Source organism: Celeribacter neptunius, assembly GCF_900113955.1.
GTDB classification, from domain to species: domain Bacteria; phylum Pseudomonadota; class Alphaproteobacteria; order Rhodobacterales; family Rhodobacteraceae; genus Celeribacter; species Celeribacter neptunius.
In genome coordinates this window covers 225,359-241,430 of sequence record NZ_FORH01000005.1, presented here as the reverse complement: position 1 = coordinate 241,430, position 16,072 = coordinate 225,359, and the positions used below count along the sequence as shown (strand labels likewise).

The window sequence follows — 16,072 nt, the reverse complement described above, 5'->3', positions numbered from 1 at the left end:
ATCGCAAAAGTTGTATTTTGAAAAGAAAAGGGGCCTGAGCGGCCCCTTTTTGCTATGGTGAGAGCAGGAAACGGCAAGGAATTGCATGGTCATGATCACCGAGATCGAAGAGTTTTTCAACCTGGGATGCGGGCGTTGTAAGCGCTTCGCCACGCCCGAGTGCTCGGTGCAACTCTGGTTGTCGGGGCTTCTCGCGCTGCGTCGCATCTGTCGCGAGGCGGGGTTGGAGGAGCATGTGAAATGGGGACATCCTTGTTATATGCATGCCGGGCGCAACATTGCGCTCATCGGGGCGTTTCGAGGTAATTTCCGTCTGAGCTTCATGAATGCCGCGCTGCTCAAGGACCCGGAGAATGTCCTGCGCCGGCAAGGGGCGAACACGGCGCATCCGGATATGCTCTGTTTCGAAGAAGCCGGGAAGGTCGATGAGATGGCGCCGGTGATCCGGGCCTATCTGAAAGAGGCGATGTCCTATGCCGAACGGGGGATCAGACCCGACGCGACACCGCGCGAGGTCGCGCTTCCGGATGAGCTGATTGAGGCGCTCGACGCCGATCCGGAACTGGCCGAGGCCTTTTGGACCCTGACGCCGGGGCGCCGCAAAAGCTACGCGATCAATCTCAACGCAGCCAAGACATCAGCGACCCGCTGCGCACGGATAGCGAGGTTTCGCGATAAGATTCTCGCCGGCAAAGGCGCAACGGAGCGCTAGCTCCGTTTCATGGTCAGTCGTTCGGGCGGGTCAGTTCGAACACCTCGGTGACCTCGGCATAGTCGCGATAGCCCAGCCGGCTGAGCATGCGGGCATGAACCACGTCAAAGCGGCCGTCGATGATACAATCCGGGCGGATGTGAATGCCGACGACCTCGCCGAAAATGGCAAAATTCTCCTGACCCTCGAGTTTGACGATCTGGGTCATCCTGCATTCGAGAGAGGCCGGCGCATCTTCGACGCGGGAACAGGCGATTTCGCGACAGGGCGCACGCAGGGCACCGGAATGGGAAAATTCGTCCTCATGTCCGTCGAGCGCGGCGGAGGTCGCATTCATCACCGACACCAGATCCGCCCCCACCAGATTGACACAGAATTCCCGGGTCTCGCGAATATTGGAGAGGGAATCCTTGTCACCGACCGAGGCAAACATCACCTGTGGCGGCGTATAGGCGACGGCGTTGAAAAACGAATAGGGCGCCAGGTTTTCGTGACCGGAAGAGGAACGGCTGGAAATCCAGCCGATGGGACGCGGCGACACGATGGCGTTGAACGGGTTATGCGGCAGACCATGTCCGTCGCTCGGGCGATAATACATCTTCGGCTGTGTCCTCTACTTCGCGTTGCCCCTCATTTAGAGCCGTGATAGCAGAATTTCGAGCCAAAATCCGCATGGGGAACACTGCGGTGAGAAAGGGATGGGCGTGTATCAACTCGAGGTCGAAACAGCGGAGGATCTGTGGGAGGTCGAAGCCCTCTATGACACCTGTTTCGCACCGGGTCGGGAGCTTCTGTCCTCTTACCGTCTGCGCGACGGGGTGCCGAAGGTCGCGGATCTCTGCCTGATCGCCCGTGACGAGACCGGTGTGCTGGCCGCCGCGATCCGGTTCTGGCCGATTCGCATCGGTGCAGGCGAACATCGCGCCTTGCTTTTGGGTCCCATTGCCGTGCACCCGACCCGTCAGGGTGAGGGCCTGGGCGGCTTGTTGATGACCGAAGCCATGGCCGAGGCGGTGCGCCTGGGCTGGCAGCGGGTCATGTTGGTGGGCGATGCGCCCTATTACAGCCGGTTCGGCTTCGAGAAGCTCCCCCATGTGGAAATGCCGCCGCCCACCAACCCCGACCGGGTGCTGGGCGTGGCGTTGCGCCCGGGCGCCTGGGACGGGGTCGCAGGCCTCGTTCACAAGGACGATTGAGCCGGGGCTTCGCGCCCTCAGCCGCGCAACACCGCCCCCGGGTTCATGATGCCCTTGGGATCGAGCGCCGCCTTGATCGCCCGCATCGCCGAGAGTTTCGCCGGATCGCCATAGCGTTCGAGATCCTCGGCCTTGAGCCGCCCCACCCCGTGTTCGGCCGAAAACGACCCGTCATAGGCCGCCACCAGATCATGCACCACACGCTTCACCTCGGCGCGGATGTTTTCATAATCCGACCGATCCCGCCCTTTGGCCGGAAAGACATTGTAATGCAGGTTGCCGTCGCCCAGATGGCCAAAGGCATTGACCCGCACATCGCCCAGTTCGGCAAGCCGCGCGACCCCGTCCGGGATGAACTCCGCGATCCGTGAGAGCGGGATGGAGATATCATGCGACGAGATCGAGCCGACGCGTTTGTTGCCCTCGGGAATGCTTTCGCGCATGGCCCAGAAGTCCTGACGCTGCGTCTCGCTTTGCGCGATCACCCCGTCGGTGACCAGCCCGGCCTCGAAAGCGTGTTCGAAAAGGTGCGCCAGCATCTCGGCCGGGTCGGCCCCACCGGAGACACCGAGATCGATCAGCACGGACCACTCGGGCGGCACATCGAAAGGCTGGCGCAGATCCGGCATCTTCTCGGCCAGAAAGTCCAACCCGACGCCGGAGATCAGCTCAAAGGCGGAGATCCCCTCCCCCGCGATCCCCTGCGCCAGGTTCAGAAGCTGTAGCGCCGCCGCCGGCGAGGGGACCGCAAGCACCGCCGCCGCCTCCTGTTCCGGGCGCGGGTAGAGCCGCATCGCCGCCGCCGTGATCACCCCCAGGGTGCCCTCGGCACCGATCAGCAGGTTCCTGAGATCATAGCCGGTGTTGTCCTTGCGCAGACGTTTGAGCCCGTGGAAAATCTGCCCGTCCGGCAGCACCGCCTCGATGCCGAGGCACAGCTCGCGGGCATTGCCGTAGCGCAGCACGTTCAAACCGCCGGCATTGGTCGAAAGATTGCCGCCCAGCCGACAGGAGCCTTCGGCCCCGAGCGACAGCGGGAACAGCCGATCCGCCTCGACAGCGGCCTCCTGTACAGAGGCGAGAATGGCGCCGGCCTCGGCGACGATGACATTTTCCTCAGGGTAGACCCCGCGAATGCGCGTCATCCGTTCGAGCGAGAGCACCACGGGCGCCGGTCCCTCATAGGCCACCTGCCCGAGCACCAGCCCGGTGCCGCCGCCCAGGGGCACCACCCCCACGCCTGCCGCGTTGCAAAGCCGCAGGATGGTGGCGACCTCCTCCACCGTCCCGGGCCGGGCCACCGTCGCGGCCTGTCCGTGATGGCGGCCACGCGGGTCTTCCAATTCGCCTTCGCGCCGGGCGCGCAGCGTGACCGGCGGCAGGGCGGCCTCAAGTGTGGCAAGGAATTCGGGCGTGGCAGGTTGGGTCATCGGCGGCTCCTTTGGCCAAGATGTAGCCCATCCCCGCGCCGCTCCTCAATCGGAAAGCCACTCAGGCTCCAGAACCATGATCGTCGGTTGTCCCGGCAGGCGATCGAGCGAGACCAGAAGCTCGGCCCCCTGGGTTTCGACCACCGGGAACTCGTCTTCCATCTGCGTGAGAAAATCATCGAGCCCATAGCGCGAGAACCAATGCATCGGGATGATGATCGAGGAGCGGAAGCGCTCGACGATCCTGACCATGGTCGCGCGCGGCACGGTATAACCACCATCGACCGGCGCCATGACCACGTCGAGCCGTCCGATGGCGGCATATTGTTCCTCGGTCGGTTCATGATGCAGATGGCCGAGATGACCGATACAGAGCCCGCCCGCCTCGAAAATGAAGATCGAATTGCCATTGGGCTCGCGCCCGTCGCCCAGCCGGATATCGGTCGGCACGTTGCGGATGCGCATGGCACCAAGATCGAGATCGTGGCGGACACCTTCGCCGAAAGCCCCCCAGCCCTCGAGGATATGCGCGACATCACCATGCACATTGTTGGTGTAATGGCTGGTGTGCGCCTGATTCATCGTCACGACATCGGGGGACCAGAGGGTCTCGCCGATAAAGCCGTTGTAATCGGTGACAACGGAGACATCGCCAGCCTCGAGAGCGAACATCGCATGACCGATGAAATGGAGGCGTACAGTGTCCTTGGGCAGGGGCGCCCCGACCGAGGCCTTCCAGAGCCGCTCCGGCGGCTGGGCCTGCACCAGAGACCGGCAATGGCTGGGAATGCGCTCCGCCTCCTGCGCCAGAGCGCCCTCTGCACCACCCATGCCCGTCAAAACGCCCAAAAACCCGCTGAACACCATCGGTTTCATCGCCATATCTCCAAAATCTTCGGATCAAATCGCGATCAGGATAGGGGCGAATCCCCCATTCGCCGCATCACAGAACCGTGCGCCCGGGATCGGCCGTTGACCGCCCCGCATCTTGGGCGACCTGCTAAGGAGTGTCCTGGCAGCCAAAGCGCGCCCGACACGCTTGCCTTTTCGTCACGCCTGTCCGAGCCGAACCAGGCGTTCAGCACCGCACGAGCGAAGGTCCGGAGAGCGGACGGAGGGGACATTGGCCACTCTGTCGCTGAGCTGTGACCAGCCTGCCCGTGGGGTGGCGCTCAAACAATTGAGCGGAGCACTTTATGGCGCGAATACGTCCATGATTTGAGGTCTATGCGCGGAGGACAATGCGCCTCCCCGCCGAGACGGGCAGGCGCAGGCGCGGCGGCCCTCGGCCTTGTTCCGCGCCAAGTAGGTGAATGTCCCCAAAGGGCTCTTTCCTGCCCTTCGCCGCACAGAGCAAGAACGTCCCATCTTTGATCACATGAAATCTGGCTGCGGATCTGAGGACGCGGGTCAGGCGAGACCGATCGACGTCGGACCACGCCGGTCCGGATGCAACGCGGAATAGAGCACATGGTTGCGCCAGCGGCCGTTGATCTGCAGATAGGCCTGCGCCACGCCTTCGTATTTGAAGCCGGCCTTTTCGAGCGCGCCGCGCGAGGCGACGTTTTCAGGAAGGCAGGCCGCCTCGATCCGGCTGAGCCGCATATGGGTGAAGGCGTGATGCACCAGGGCGGCGATCGCCTCTTTCATATAGCCCTGACGGGCATAGCGCGCGCCGGTCCAATAGCCGATGGTGCCGGCCTGTGCCGGGCCGCGACGGATATTGTCCAGCGTGATCGCCCCGACCAGCTCACCGGTCTCCCGGTTGATCATGAAGGCCGGCAGGCCGGTATCGGCCTTGTAGGTCCGTTCGGCCCAGAGCACCCGGTTGGTGAAAGCCTTGCGCGTCAGGTGATCGCGCGACCAGGTCGGCTCCCAGGGTTGCAGGAACCCGCGGCTCTCGGCGCGCAGGCCCGACCAGGCACGGTAATCCGAATGCTGCGGCAGCCGCAGCGTCATCCGCTCCGTCTCGATCCTCACCTTCGGACGACGCAGGAGCATCAGGCGGCAAACCTCTCGCGCAGATGTTCCAGCTCGGGCGCGGCTTTCACCGGGCCGTAGAGCGCCATCGAGGCCTTGCCCATGCCGGTGTTCATCAGGAAATGACGCACATTCTCGAGCGTCACCGCATCGATCCGCTCGACCGTTTCCTCGAGCGGCGGAATGCGGTCCCAGATGCCGATCATGCGCGCGTTGCGCTCGGCCCGCGACGAGGGGCTTTCCAGGCCCATCAGCAGGCCCGCCTTGATCTGTGCCCGGGCCCGATCGACCTCTTCCACGGTCATCTCATCGGCGGCGCGTTTCAGCTCGTCGATGGTGACCTCGGCCAGTTCGGCCACCTGATCGCCGGAGGTGCCGGCATAGATCGTGGTCAGGCCGGTGTCGGAATAGGCGCTGGTCTGGGAATAGATCGTGTAGCAAAGCCCGCGTTTCTCGCGCAGCTCCTGGAACAATCGCGAAGACATGCCGCCGCCCAGAGCGGTGGTCGCGGTCTGGGCGATATAGATGTCCTCATCACGATAGCCCGGGCCTTCGAAGGCCAGAGTGAAATGCGCCTGTTCGAGTTTCTTGACCTTGCGAAACTCACCGCCCTCGAAACGCGCCGGATCGGCATGATCGCGGCCGTGCGGCTTGAGCCCGCCGAAAATTTCGGAGGCCTCGGCAACGATCCGATCGTGATCGATATTGCCGGCGGCCGACAGGATCATCCGTTCCGGGCTGTAATGCTCCTCGACAAAACCGGCGAGATCGTCGCGACCAAAGCCGCGCACCCGATCGGCCGGGCCGAGAATGGTGCGGCCAAGCGCCTGCTTCGGGAAGGTCGCCTCTTGCAGCCAGTCGAAAATCACGTCGTCGGGCGTATCCAATGCCTGGCCGATCTCGGACAGGATCACGCCGCGCTCAAGCTCGAGCTCCTGCGGATCGAAAATCGGATTGAGGACGATGTCGCCGATCACATCGAGCGCCAGCGACACATCGTCTTTCAGCACACGGGCATAATAGGCCGTGGTTTCCTTGGTCGTATAGGCATTGAGATAGCCACCGACATTCTCGAGCGCTTCGGCAATCTCCAGCGGGCTGCGCCGATGGGTGCCCTTGAACGCCATATGTTCCAGAAAATGCGCGATGCCATTCTGTTCGATGCGCTCGTGACGCCCGCCGGCCAGCACCCAGACACCGATCGACGCGCTCTGCATCGAGGGCTGCATCTCGGTGACGATACGAAAACCGTTGGGCAGGGTATGAATACGCGGGCTCAAGCGAGACGCTCCTTGATCAGGCTTTTCAGGCCTTCGAGATCGTTGGGCACGACGGTGAAGCGCTCGTCGCGCTCGAACAGATCGGCCATGTGCGGCGGAAGCTCCGGATGCACGCCACAGGCCGCTTCGACGGCGGCCGGGAATTTCGCCGGATGCGCGGTCGAAAGCGAGATCATCGGCACCTCCGTGAGGTTCTCTTCGCCGACCTTCACCGCCACCGCCGTGTGCGGGCAGAGCACCTCATTCGTGCGCGCGAACATGTCCTTGATCGTCGCCGTGGTTTCCTCTTCCGAGGCCCGGCCCGATTTGAACGTGTCACGCAGACGGTCCATTGCGCCTTGGGAAATGGCGAAAGAGCCTGCTTTCAGCTCGTCCATGAGCTGGGCAATCGCGGGACCTTCGCGGTCATAGACATCGAACAGCGCGCGTTCGAAATTGGAGCTGACCTGAATGTCCATCGACGGCGAGATCGAGGGGGTCACCCCCTCTTTCGTGTAGGCGCCCGTCACCATGGTGCGGTGCAGGATGTCGTTCTGGTTGGTGGCGATCACCAGATTCTCGATCGGAAGCCCCATGCGCTTGGCGATATAGCCCGCGAAAATGTCACCGAAATTGCCGGTGGGCACGGTGAAGGAGACCTTGCGATGTGGCGCCCCCAGCGAGACGGCGGAGGTGAAATAATAGACCACCTGTGCCAAGACCCGCGCCCAGTTGATCGAGTTCACGGCGGCGAGCTTCACGCCCTCGCGGAAATCATGATCGGCGAACATCTCTTTCAGAGCCGCCTGACAATCGTCGAAATCGCCCTCGACCGCCAGCGCATGCACATTGCTCTCGGGCGGCGTGGTCATCTGACGCCGTTGTACGTCGGAGACGCGGCCATGCGGGAACAGGATGAAGACATCGACATTCGACAGGCCTTTGAAGGCCTCGATGGCGGCCGAACCGGTGTCGCCGGAAGTGGCGCCGACGATGGTCACATGTTTGCCGGAGCGCGACAGCGCGGCCTGAAACAGCTGGCCGATCAGCTGCATGGCGAAATCCTTGAACGCCAGCGTCGGACCGTGGAACAATTCGAGCAGGAAATGATTGGGACCCAGCTGCACCAGCGGCGCGCGGGCGTCGTGTTTGAAGCCCTGATAGGCCTTGGCGATGATCTCCTCGAACTCCGCGTCGGTGAAGGTGTCGCCGATGAACGGCTTCATCACCGTGAATGCCACCTCTTCATAGGACAGCCCGGCCAGCGCCGCGATCTCTTCTTCGCTCATGGTCGGGATGGTCTCGGGCACATAGAGCCCGCCGTCAGAAGCGAGGCCGGTCAGCATGGCCTCTTCGAAATTCAGCACCGGCGCTTGGCCGCGGGTCGAAATATAGCGCATTATCTTCGCTCTGTGTCCGCTTTTACTCTGTTCGGGTCCAGATACGCCAAAGAAGGAACAGAGTCATCCCAAACCAGACAAGGCACAGCGAAAACCATGTGAGCGCATATTGCAGGTGATCGTTGGGAATGCCCTCTATACCGACGGGGATCGGATCGATGCCTTCCCCGGTGCTCTGCCGCGCGACGATCAGGACAGGTTCTGTGTGAAGCGCGGCGGCCATCGCCGGGATGTCACGCCCGAACCAGATGTTGCGGCCCAGATCCGGCGCCGGTGTTGAGCTGTTCATATCATCAGGCCAATGCAGATTGCCGACGATGGTGGCGGGGCCTTTGGCGCGCGGCGCGTCCTTTTCCATGTCGCGCACGAAACCGCGGTCCAGAAGCACCCGGCGCCCGTCCTCGGTCTCGAAGGGCGCGATGATCAAAAAGCCCGCACCGATCTGTTTGCGCGACACAAGAACGTGCAGTTCTTCGGCGCCAATCCTGCCCATCGCCGTCACCGGCAGGTATTTCATCGACGGGTCGATTTCGGCGGGGAGCGGCACCGGGGTGGCGGCGATTTTTGCCTCGATCTCCGACAGGATGCCCTGTTTCCACTCGAGCCGCGCGAGCTGCCATGTGCCGAGCCAGATCAGGATGGCGCAACCGGCAAGACCGATCACGATGGGGAAGATCATCCGTTTGAGCATTGTGCCTCCGCTCGCCATGAAAAAGGGCGCGACCCTGCGCGCCCTTCTATCCGGTCTTTCCTGTCGTGGGAATATCGCGGGAGCTTACTGGCCCCAGATATAGACCACGACGAAGAGGAAGAGCCACACCACGTCGACGAAGTGCCAGTACCAGGCGGCCGCTTCGAAGCCGATGTGATCGTCCGGGGTAAAGTCGCCCTTCATCGCGCGCACCAGACAGATGGTCAGGAAGATCGTGCCGATGATCACGTGGAACCCGTGGAAACCGGTCGCCATGAAGAAGGAGCCATAGAAGAAGTCGCCGCCGAACGTGTAGCCTTCGTGCACGAAGAGCTCGTAATATTCATAGGCTTGGAACACGGTGAAGAACGCGCCGAGACCGATGCCGATGGCGAGGCCGGCGACCAGATCCTTGCGGATATTGCCATGCACCAGCGCGTGGTGCGCCCAGGTCACTGCGGCGCCGGAGCACAGCAGGATCAGCGTATTGATCAGCGGCAGATGGAAGGCGTCGATCGGGATGATCTCCGGCTTCACATATTCCGTGCCCTGATAGGTCCACATCGGGTAGAGCGCGTTCTTGAAGAAGGCCCAGAACCAGGCGGCAAAGAACATGACTTCGGACATGATGAACATGATGAAGCCATAGCGCAGGCCGATCCGCACCACCGGGGTGTGATCGCCGACCTTGTTTTCCTTGATCGTATCGCCCCACCAGCTCCACATCACGTAGAGCACGCCGATCAGGCCGATCAGGAAGATGAAAGGCGTGCCGGAGGCTTCCGGCGACATCCAGTGCACCGCACCGAACAGCATGACAAAGGCCGAAGCGGCCCCCATCAGCGGCCAGGGCGACGGCTGAAGGATGTGGTAATCGTGGTTCTTTTCATGCGCCATTTTCGTGCGTCCCTCTCCCTAGGAGTGCCCGTTCGGGCTTAGTTTAAACTGCGATCCGAGGCGCTGCCGTCGTCCAGCGCGGCGTAATCCTCGGGCAATTCGGTTTCGTGAAACGTGTAAGACAGGGTGATGCGATGCACGTATTTGGCATCCCTGTCGGTGGTGATTTCCGGATCGACATAGAAGGTCACCGGCATCAGCACCCGCTCGCCGGGCTGCAGCACCTGTTCGGTGAAACAGAAACAGTCGATCTTGGTGAAGAACCCGCCGGCCTCGAAAGGCGCGACATTGTAGGAGGCGGTGCCCGCGATCACCCGGTCGGTGGGGTTATAGGCCTCGTAGAAGGCCAGCCCGGTCTCGCCGATCCGAAGCTCCATGACATTGGCCACCGGCTTGAAGATCCAGGGCATATCCGGGTCGGTATTGGCGTCGAAACGGATCTTGATCGTCTCGTCGAGAATGACATCCGAGCCTTCGCTGGCGACATCCGTGGTGCCGCCAAAGCCGGTGACGGCACAGAACCAGCTGTAGAACGGCACCGACGCCCAGGCCAGCCCGCCCATGACGGTGACCACCGTCACGAGTTGCAGCACGGTTTTCTGGGCACCCTTGATGGCCATTACTGCTGTGCCTCCCGGGCTGCGGCGGCGCGCGCCGGATCGAGCACGGTCACCTTGACCACGGTCAGGCTCAAAAGCAGCAGGACGAAAACGCCCAGCGCCAGCCCGAGCCCGACATTGCGGGACCGGCGCCGGTCATGAATGTCGTGAAGTTTGGTGATCGCCATCTCAGAACGGCCCTCCCACGCCATAGGCAAACAGCGCCTTGTCGGCCATCAGCGCCATGAAATGCAGGAACGTATAGGCCAGTGACAGTTTGAAAAACGCCCGTTCCGCCTTGTAATTGTCCGCCTCGGCCTGGGTCTCGTCGCGGCGCCAGAGCGTGATCGCGCCTTTGACGAACAGCGCGTTCATCACCACGGCCACCACGAGATAGGCCCAGCCCGCCAGCGGCGTGGCGAACATCGCGGCGGCAAAGCCCGCCAGCAGGAGCGTGTAGATCAGGATATGGTTGCGGGTCGCGCGCTTGCCGTGCGTCACGGTCAGCATCGGCACTTTCGCCTTGTCGTAATCCGCGTTCATGAACAGCGCCAGCGACCAGAAATGCGGCGGCGTCCACATGAAGATCAGCATGAACATCAGAACCGACGACAGCGTGATATCGCCGGTCACCGCGGCCCAGCCGATCATCGGCGGCAACGCGCCAGAGGCACCGCCGATCACGATATTCTGCGGCGTCGCGCGCTTGAGCCACATGGTATAAACCACGGCGTAGAAGAAGATGGTAAAGGCCAGAAGCGCCGCCGCGACCCAGTTGGTAGCGAGCCAGAGCATCACCACGGCAAAGCCCGAGAGCGTCAGCCCGATGCCGAGCGCCTCTTCGCGACTGACCTTGCCGGCCGGGATCGGCCGCGACTTGGTGCGTTTCATCACCATGTCGATGTCGCTGTCATACCACATGTTGAGCGCGCCCGAGGCGCCGCCGCCGATGGCGATACAGAGAATCGCGAAGAAGCCAAGGAACGGGTGAATGCCGCCCGGGGCGACGATCAGCCCGGCAAAGGCGGTGAACACGACGAGAGACATGACGCGCGGTTTCAACAGCGCGAAATAATCGCCGAAACCGGCGTCACGGCTGTCCTCCAAAATGATCGTCGCGTCAGTCATTCGCGTATCTTCCAGTCATAGGGCTTGCGCCCGTGGGTCTTCCGGTGGGTCGTCCGGTTGTGAGTGTGCCCCCCGTCGGGCATTTTTGCCTCTTTGGGGGGCGCTTTCGTGCGTGGTCTTACGTGGTCTTGCGTGCGTGGGTCTTAACGGATGAGCGGGGCGGTTGATCCGCCCTCGCCCGAAAACTCTTACTCGGCAGAGGCCAGTTTGATCAGGCTCGGCGCGGTGTCGTTGGAGGCGTAGAGCTCCTTAGCGGTCTCGAGCCAGGCGTCATACTCGTCCTGTTCCACCACCTGCACCGTGATCGGCATATAGGCGTGGTCCTTGCCGCAAAGCTCGGAACACTGGCCGAAGAAGGTGCCGGTTTTCTCGGCCTTGAACCAGAGCTCGGCCACGCGGCCCGGCACGGCGTCCTGTTTCACGCCAAAGGCCGGGATGGTCCAGCTGTGGATCACATCGGCACCGGTCACGCCCATGACGATGGTCTTGCCGACCGGCACGACGACCTTGGTGTCGGTGGCCAGCAGGAACTGATCCTCGCTGTACCCGGCTTTCACCAGCTTGGCGCGCATCGCATCGTTCAAAACGTAGTTCTTGCCGCCGGCGTCATAGTCCTCATCGGTCATGGTCGCCGGGTGGCCAATCAGATAGCTGTCGAAGGCGATGCCCTCGTCGACATATTCATAGCCCCAGAACCACTGATACCCGGTCACCTTGATATAGATGTCGCCTTCCGGGATTTCCTGTTGCTTGAACAGAACCGGCAGCGAGAAGGAGCCGATGACCACGAGGACCAGCAGCGGAACCAGTGTCCAGGCCACCTCGATCGGAGTGTGGTGGGTGAATTTCGCAGGCGTCTTGTTGGTCTTGGAATTGTACCGGACGATCACCCAGAGGATCAGGGCACAGACCAGGGCGACGATCACCGTGATGATCACCAGCACCATATGATCGAGGCCGTGAATGTCGCGGGCCAGTTCGGTCGCGGCCGGCTGAAAGCCCATCTTTCCGGACACCGGCGCGCCAAGAAGCTCGCCCTTATCCTGAGCCTGGGCTCCCGCCGAGGCGAATGTTGCGAAAACGGAGGCCGCAAGGGCAGCCCAGAGGGTATGTGTGCGCATTGTCTCTTCCCATCGTTGCAATCAGGCGTTTGCCAGCTGCCGCCCCGGTATTCCGGGTGCATTTTCATTGAGTCTTCCCTATCAAAAACCATATTAGGCGTGATGGGACAAGAATTCCCAACCGCATTGAGCGGTTTTTTTGATCTAGATCAAGCCCAAAGGGAGAAAATCTGTGTCTTCGCGACGTTTTGACCCATTTACAAATACGCTAGAGCTTGAAAATGCCCTCGCGACTCTACGTGGCGCCGTTCAGGGCGCCGATGACGGCGAACTGTTTTTGGAACGTCGCACCTCCGAAGGTCTGGTTTTGGACGACGGCCGGATTCGCACCGCCTCCTATGACGCCTCCGAAGGCTTCGGGCTGCGCGCCGTGCGCGGCGAGACCGCGGGCTTTGCCCATTCGACCGAGATTTCCGAACAGGCGATCCGGCGCGCCGCCGAGACCGCACGGCTCGCGGTCGGCGATGGCGGCGGCACCCTGGCCGAGCCGCCCCGTCCAACCAATGTGCATCTCTACACCGAGGACAACCCGCTCGAAGGCGCGGCCTTCGACGTCAAGATCGAGACGCTCAGAGAGATCGACGCCTATCTGCGCGATCTCGACTCGCGTGTCGTTCAGGTCACCGCCTCGCTCGCCGCCTCGCATCAGGAGGTCTATATCCTGCGTCCCGAGGGCGGGCTCGTGTCCGACATCCGGCCGATGGCGCGGCTGTCGATCTCGGTCATCGTCGAACAGAACGGTCGGCGCGAGAGCGGCAGCCATGGCGGCGGCGGGCGGTTCGGCCTCACCGGCCTCATCGCGCCGGACCATTGGCAAGGGGTGGCGCGCGAGGCGCTGCGCATTGCCGTGGTCAATCTCGATGCCGTGCCGGCGCCGGCGGGCGTCATGGATGTGGCGCTCGGACCGGGCTGGCCCGGGGTGTTGTTGCACGAGGCGGTGGGTCATGGGCTCGAAGGTGACTTCAACCGCAAGAAAACCTCCGCCTTCGCCGGGCTGATGGGCCAGCAGGTGGCCGCGAAAGGCGTCACCGTGCTGGACGATGGCACAATCCCCGACCGGCGCGGTTCGATCTCCATCGATGACGAGGGCACGCCCTCGGAAAAGACCACGCTGATCGAGGACGGTGTGCTCGTCGGCTATATGCAGGACCGGCAGAACGCCCGGCTCATGGGGGTTCCCCCCACCGGCAATGGCCGCCGCGAAAGCTACGCCCATGCGCCGATGCCGCGGATGACCAACACCTATATGCTGGGTGGCGATACCTCTCCCGACGAGATCATCGCCGATATGAAGGACGGCATCTATGCGGTCGGCTTCTCCGGCGGTCAGGTCGATATCACCAACGGTAAATTCGTCTTCAACTGCACCGAGGCTTATCGCGTGGAGAATGGCCAGATCGGCGCGCCGGTAAAAGGTGCCACCCTGATCGGCGACGGCGCCACGGCGATGAAACATATCCGTGCCATCGGCAATGACATGGCGCTCGACCCGGGGATCGGCAATTGCGGCAAACAAGGCCAATGGGTGCCGGTCGGCGTCGGTCAGCCAACCCTGTTGATCGGCGGGCTGACCGTTGGCGGCTCTGCCACCTGAACGTCGGAGCGACTTCTCTGCGACAGATGAATCAGGGGCGGAGACGCCCCCGATTCAGCGCCAAGTTGCATTGTGAAAAGGCCACAAACGGCGCGCGGTTAAACTTGATGACCGCAACAGCAGCGAATTCGGCCGAAAATTCAGTGTGGTTTTGGAAAAACTTACATCGAAAACGTATAAATTTGTATCTTTTCGGGCCTCAGTAACGGCTCATTAACCATTCTGGGCGAGAGTAAAGGGGCAAGAGACGGAGAGAGTTGATCCCTTGGAGTTCATCCCTTCCCACCACCCCCTCACCCCACCCCACCCCGTGGAAGTTCGGGCCGACTGGCTCCGCCTCTTGCGCTCTCGCCGTGTTGGCATCTCCACCTTTTACCGATTGTTGCGCGAGCACGGCACCGCTGCGGCCGCGCTCGAGGCCCTGCCCGCGATCGCCCGCAAGGCCGGTGTTTCCGGCTATCAGATCTGTCCCGAAAGCGTGGTCGAGGCCGAAATGGCCGCAGGCCGCAAACACGGTGCGACGCTGATCCTGCGCGGGGAGCCCGATTACCCGCCACTTCTCACTCTGATTGACGATGCGCCCCCCGCGATCTGGGTCAAGGGGGATCTGTCGCTGATCGAACGTCCGACCCTGGCGCTTGTGGGCGCCCGCAACGCCTCCTCGCTGGGCGCGCGCTTTGCCCGCAGCCTGACCCGCGATCTCGGAGCGGAAGGTTTTGCCATCGCCTCCGGCCTCGCCCGCGGCATCGATGCGGCGGTGCATGAGGCCGCGCTCGAGACCGGTACGCTCGCCGTGCTCGCCGGCGGGCTCGACATGATCTATCCGCAAGAGAATGAGGCGCTCTATCATGCGATCGCCGAACGGGGTCTGCTGATTTCCGAGCAACCTTTCGGCATGAAACCGATCGCGCGGCATTTCCCGATGCGCAACCGCATCATCTCAGGTCTGGCGCGGGCGACCATCGTCATCGAGGCGGCGGCGCGCTCCGGCTCGCTTCTGACCGCCGGCAATGCGCTCGATCAGGGGCGCGAGGTCATGGCCGTGCCGGGACACCCGTTCGATGCCCGCGCCTCCGGCTGCAATATCCTGCTCAGGGACGGGGCGACGCTCATTCGCGGCTCTCGCGATGTCCTGGACGTGCTGGCGGCCGCCTCGCCGCTGGCCCGCACCGCGTTGGAAGTCCCCGACGAGGCGATCGCCATTCCCGAGGCGGCGCCGGAGACCCGCAGCCTTGCCGATCATGCGGCCCTGCATCGCGAAATATTGTCGCGCCTTGCCGGCAGCCCGCTGCCCGAGGACGATCTCATTCGCGATCTCGGCGCACCTGCCGACCGGATCAGCTCGGAAATCCTGACACTCGAACTCGAAGGACGCATTGCCCGCAAACCCGGCGGCATGCTGTCCCTCGAATGAGCACCCCGCATCGAGAGGGCCGCTCAGTTGGGACAATAGTCCGCGAGGATCGCGGGGAATTCCCGGCAAAACGGCTGGGCGCCGAACCAGACGTCGGTCGCACCGATCGAATACTCGACAATGCCCCATTGATCGCCTTCGCGGATCATCAGCGCAATGAAATCGAGACCGCCGACCTCTTTGAAATACCATGGATCGTCACCGAGATCGCGGACCATCGGGGTGGTATCGATGTCGATCTCTCCGCCGCCGGGGCGCTGTGGCGAGACGATCGCGAAAGCGTGATCGGATGTCGCACGCAATTCATGCACGACGAATTCCACCGGTGCACCCAGATGCCATTCCACCAGCGGCCGCATGGCATTCATCAGCCGCGCCCGCTCCGCCGTGCCGCGCGCCGGCTCATGCCAATCCTGCGCCAGCACTGGCATCGGAAGCCCCAATACGCCCACCAGTGTCCCCACCAGTACACCCGCCGAAATCACCCTCCGAATTCTGGCCCACATGATGACCTCCTCCTGCCTCCGGCATCTGCCCGATCCTTGCTCACTCAGCGCCTCGAGACAACAATAATAGCGTTGACGCATTGACAATCCGGCCTTCGTCAGCCCATTTTCCGCCGCCATAAGACCCTGTTTCCAGAAATCCAAG

The 16,072-nt window shown here is 62.6% G+C and carries 17 protein-coding genes; 4 read left to right on the top strand and 13 right to left on the bottom strand.

The window, feature by feature from the left end; genetic code table 11:
* Positions 1–85: 85 nt before the first annotated feature.
* Complete coding sequence (locus tag BM151_RS13995; RefSeq protein WP_218151370.1) at positions 86–712, top strand: YdeI/OmpD-associated family protein; 627 nt, start codon at positions 86–88, stop codon at positions 710–712.
* Between the two features lie 13 nt (positions 713–725).
* Here BM151_RS13995 and BM151_RS13990 read toward each other — a convergent pair whose 3' ends face one another.
* Positions 726–1,310 carry a flavin reductase family protein gene (locus BM151_RS13990; RefSeq protein WP_090061346.1) on the bottom strand — a complete coding sequence of 195 codons (585 nt, stop codon included), beginning with the start codon at positions 1,308–1,310 and terminating at the stop codon, positions 726–728.
* Positions 1,311–1,416: 106 nt separating this feature from the next.
* Between BM151_RS13990 and BM151_RS13985 the strand changes: the two genes are divergently transcribed.
* Positions 1,417–1,908, top strand: coding sequence for a GNAT family N-acetyltransferase (locus tag BM151_RS13985; protein WP_090061457.1), 492 nt, complete (start codon positions 1,417–1,419; stop codon positions 1,906–1,908).
* A 17-nt stretch (positions 1,909–1,925) separates the two neighbouring features.
* On the opposite strand, the gene BM151_RS13980 is transcribed toward BM151_RS13985, so the two are convergent.
* From BM151_RS13980 to coxB, 11 genes are all read right to left on the bottom strand, one after another.
* Complete coding sequence (locus tag BM151_RS13980; protein WP_090061345.1) at positions 1,926–3,338, bottom strand: FAD-binding oxidoreductase; 1,413 nt, start codon at positions 3,336–3,338, stop codon at positions 1,926–1,928.
* 45 nt (positions 3,339–3,383) lie between these two features.
* Positions 3,384–4,169, bottom strand: a complete 786-nt coding sequence (locus tag BM151_RS13975) for an MBL fold metallo-hydrolase (protein WP_425429558.1) — start codon at positions 4,167–4,169, stop codon at positions 3,384–3,386.
* Between the two features lie 579 nt (positions 4,170–4,748).
* A complete protein-coding gene (locus BM151_RS13970; protein WP_090061344.1) occupies positions 4,749–5,339 on the bottom strand; it encodes a GNAT family N-acetyltransferase in 591 nt (196 codons plus the stop codon).
* Complete coding sequence (locus BM151_RS13965; protein ID WP_090061343.1) at positions 5,339–6,598, bottom strand: M16 family metallopeptidase; 1,260 nt, start codon at positions 6,596–6,598, stop codon at positions 5,339–5,341. Before BM151_RS13965 ends, BM151_RS13970 begins: the two co-directional genes overlap by 1 nt.
* Positions 6,595–7,977 carry a threonine synthase gene (gene thrC, locus BM151_RS13960; protein WP_090061342.1) on the bottom strand — a complete coding sequence of 461 codons (1,383 nt, stop codon included), beginning with the start codon at positions 7,975–7,977 and terminating at the stop codon, positions 6,595–6,597. The genes BM151_RS13965 and thrC overlap by 4 nt, the downstream gene beginning before the upstream one ends.
* Before the next feature lie 22 nt (positions 7,978–7,999).
* Complete coding sequence (locus BM151_RS13955; RefSeq protein ID WP_090061341.1) at positions 8,000–8,668, bottom strand: SURF1 family protein; 669 nt, start codon at positions 8,666–8,668, stop codon at positions 8,000–8,002.
* Positions 8,669–8,752: 84 nt separating this feature from the next.
* A complete protein-coding gene (locus BM151_RS13950; protein ID WP_090061340.1) occupies positions 8,753–9,565 on the bottom strand; it encodes a cytochrome c oxidase subunit 3 in 813 nt (270 codons plus the stop codon).
* Between the two features lie 38 nt (positions 9,566–9,603).
* Positions 9,604–10,185, bottom strand: a complete 582-nt coding sequence (locus BM151_RS13945) for a cytochrome c oxidase assembly protein (RefSeq protein WP_090061339.1) — start codon at positions 10,183–10,185, stop codon at positions 9,604–9,606.
* The gene (locus tag BM151_RS21470) at positions 10,185–10,352 is read right to left on the bottom strand and encodes a cytochrome C oxidase assembly protein (RefSeq protein WP_143093106.1); all 168 of its coding nucleotides are present in this window, start codon (positions 10,350–10,352) and stop codon (positions 10,185–10,187) included. Before BM151_RS21470 ends, BM151_RS13945 begins: the two co-directional genes overlap by 1 nt.
* A gap of 1 nt (position 10,353) precedes the next feature.
* A complete protein-coding gene (cyoE, locus tag BM151_RS13940; RefSeq protein WP_090061338.1) occupies positions 10,354–11,292 on the bottom strand; it encodes a heme o synthase in 939 nt (312 codons plus the stop codon).
* Positions 11,293–11,480: 188 nt separating this feature from the next.
* Positions 11,481–12,413, bottom strand: coding sequence for a cytochrome c oxidase subunit II (coxB, locus tag BM151_RS13935; protein WP_090061337.1), 933 nt, complete (start codon positions 12,411–12,413; stop codon positions 11,481–11,483).
* Between the two features lie 172 nt (positions 12,414–12,585).
* Here coxB and tldD point away from each other — a divergent pair, with 172 nt between their 5' ends.
* Together tldD and dprA are read left to right on the top strand one after the other, a co-directional pair.
* Entirely contained in the window at positions 12,586–14,007 is a 1,422-nt protein-coding gene (gene tldD, locus BM151_RS13930) for a metalloprotease TldD (RefSeq protein ID WP_090061336.1), read from the top strand.
* Between the two features lie 274 nt (positions 14,008–14,281).
* Positions 14,282–15,421 carry a DNA-processing protein DprA gene (gene dprA, locus BM151_RS13925; protein ID WP_483862377.1) on the top strand — a complete coding sequence of 380 codons (1,140 nt, stop codon included), beginning with the start codon at positions 14,282–14,284 and terminating at the stop codon, positions 15,419–15,421.
* 23 nt (positions 15,422–15,444) lie between these two features.
* Here the strand turns inward: dprA and BM151_RS13920 are convergent, their stop codons facing one another.
* Positions 15,445–15,927, bottom strand: coding sequence for a hypothetical protein (locus BM151_RS13920; protein WP_143093105.1), 483 nt, complete (start codon positions 15,925–15,927; stop codon positions 15,445–15,447).
* Positions 15,928–16,072 lie beyond the last annotated feature (145 nt).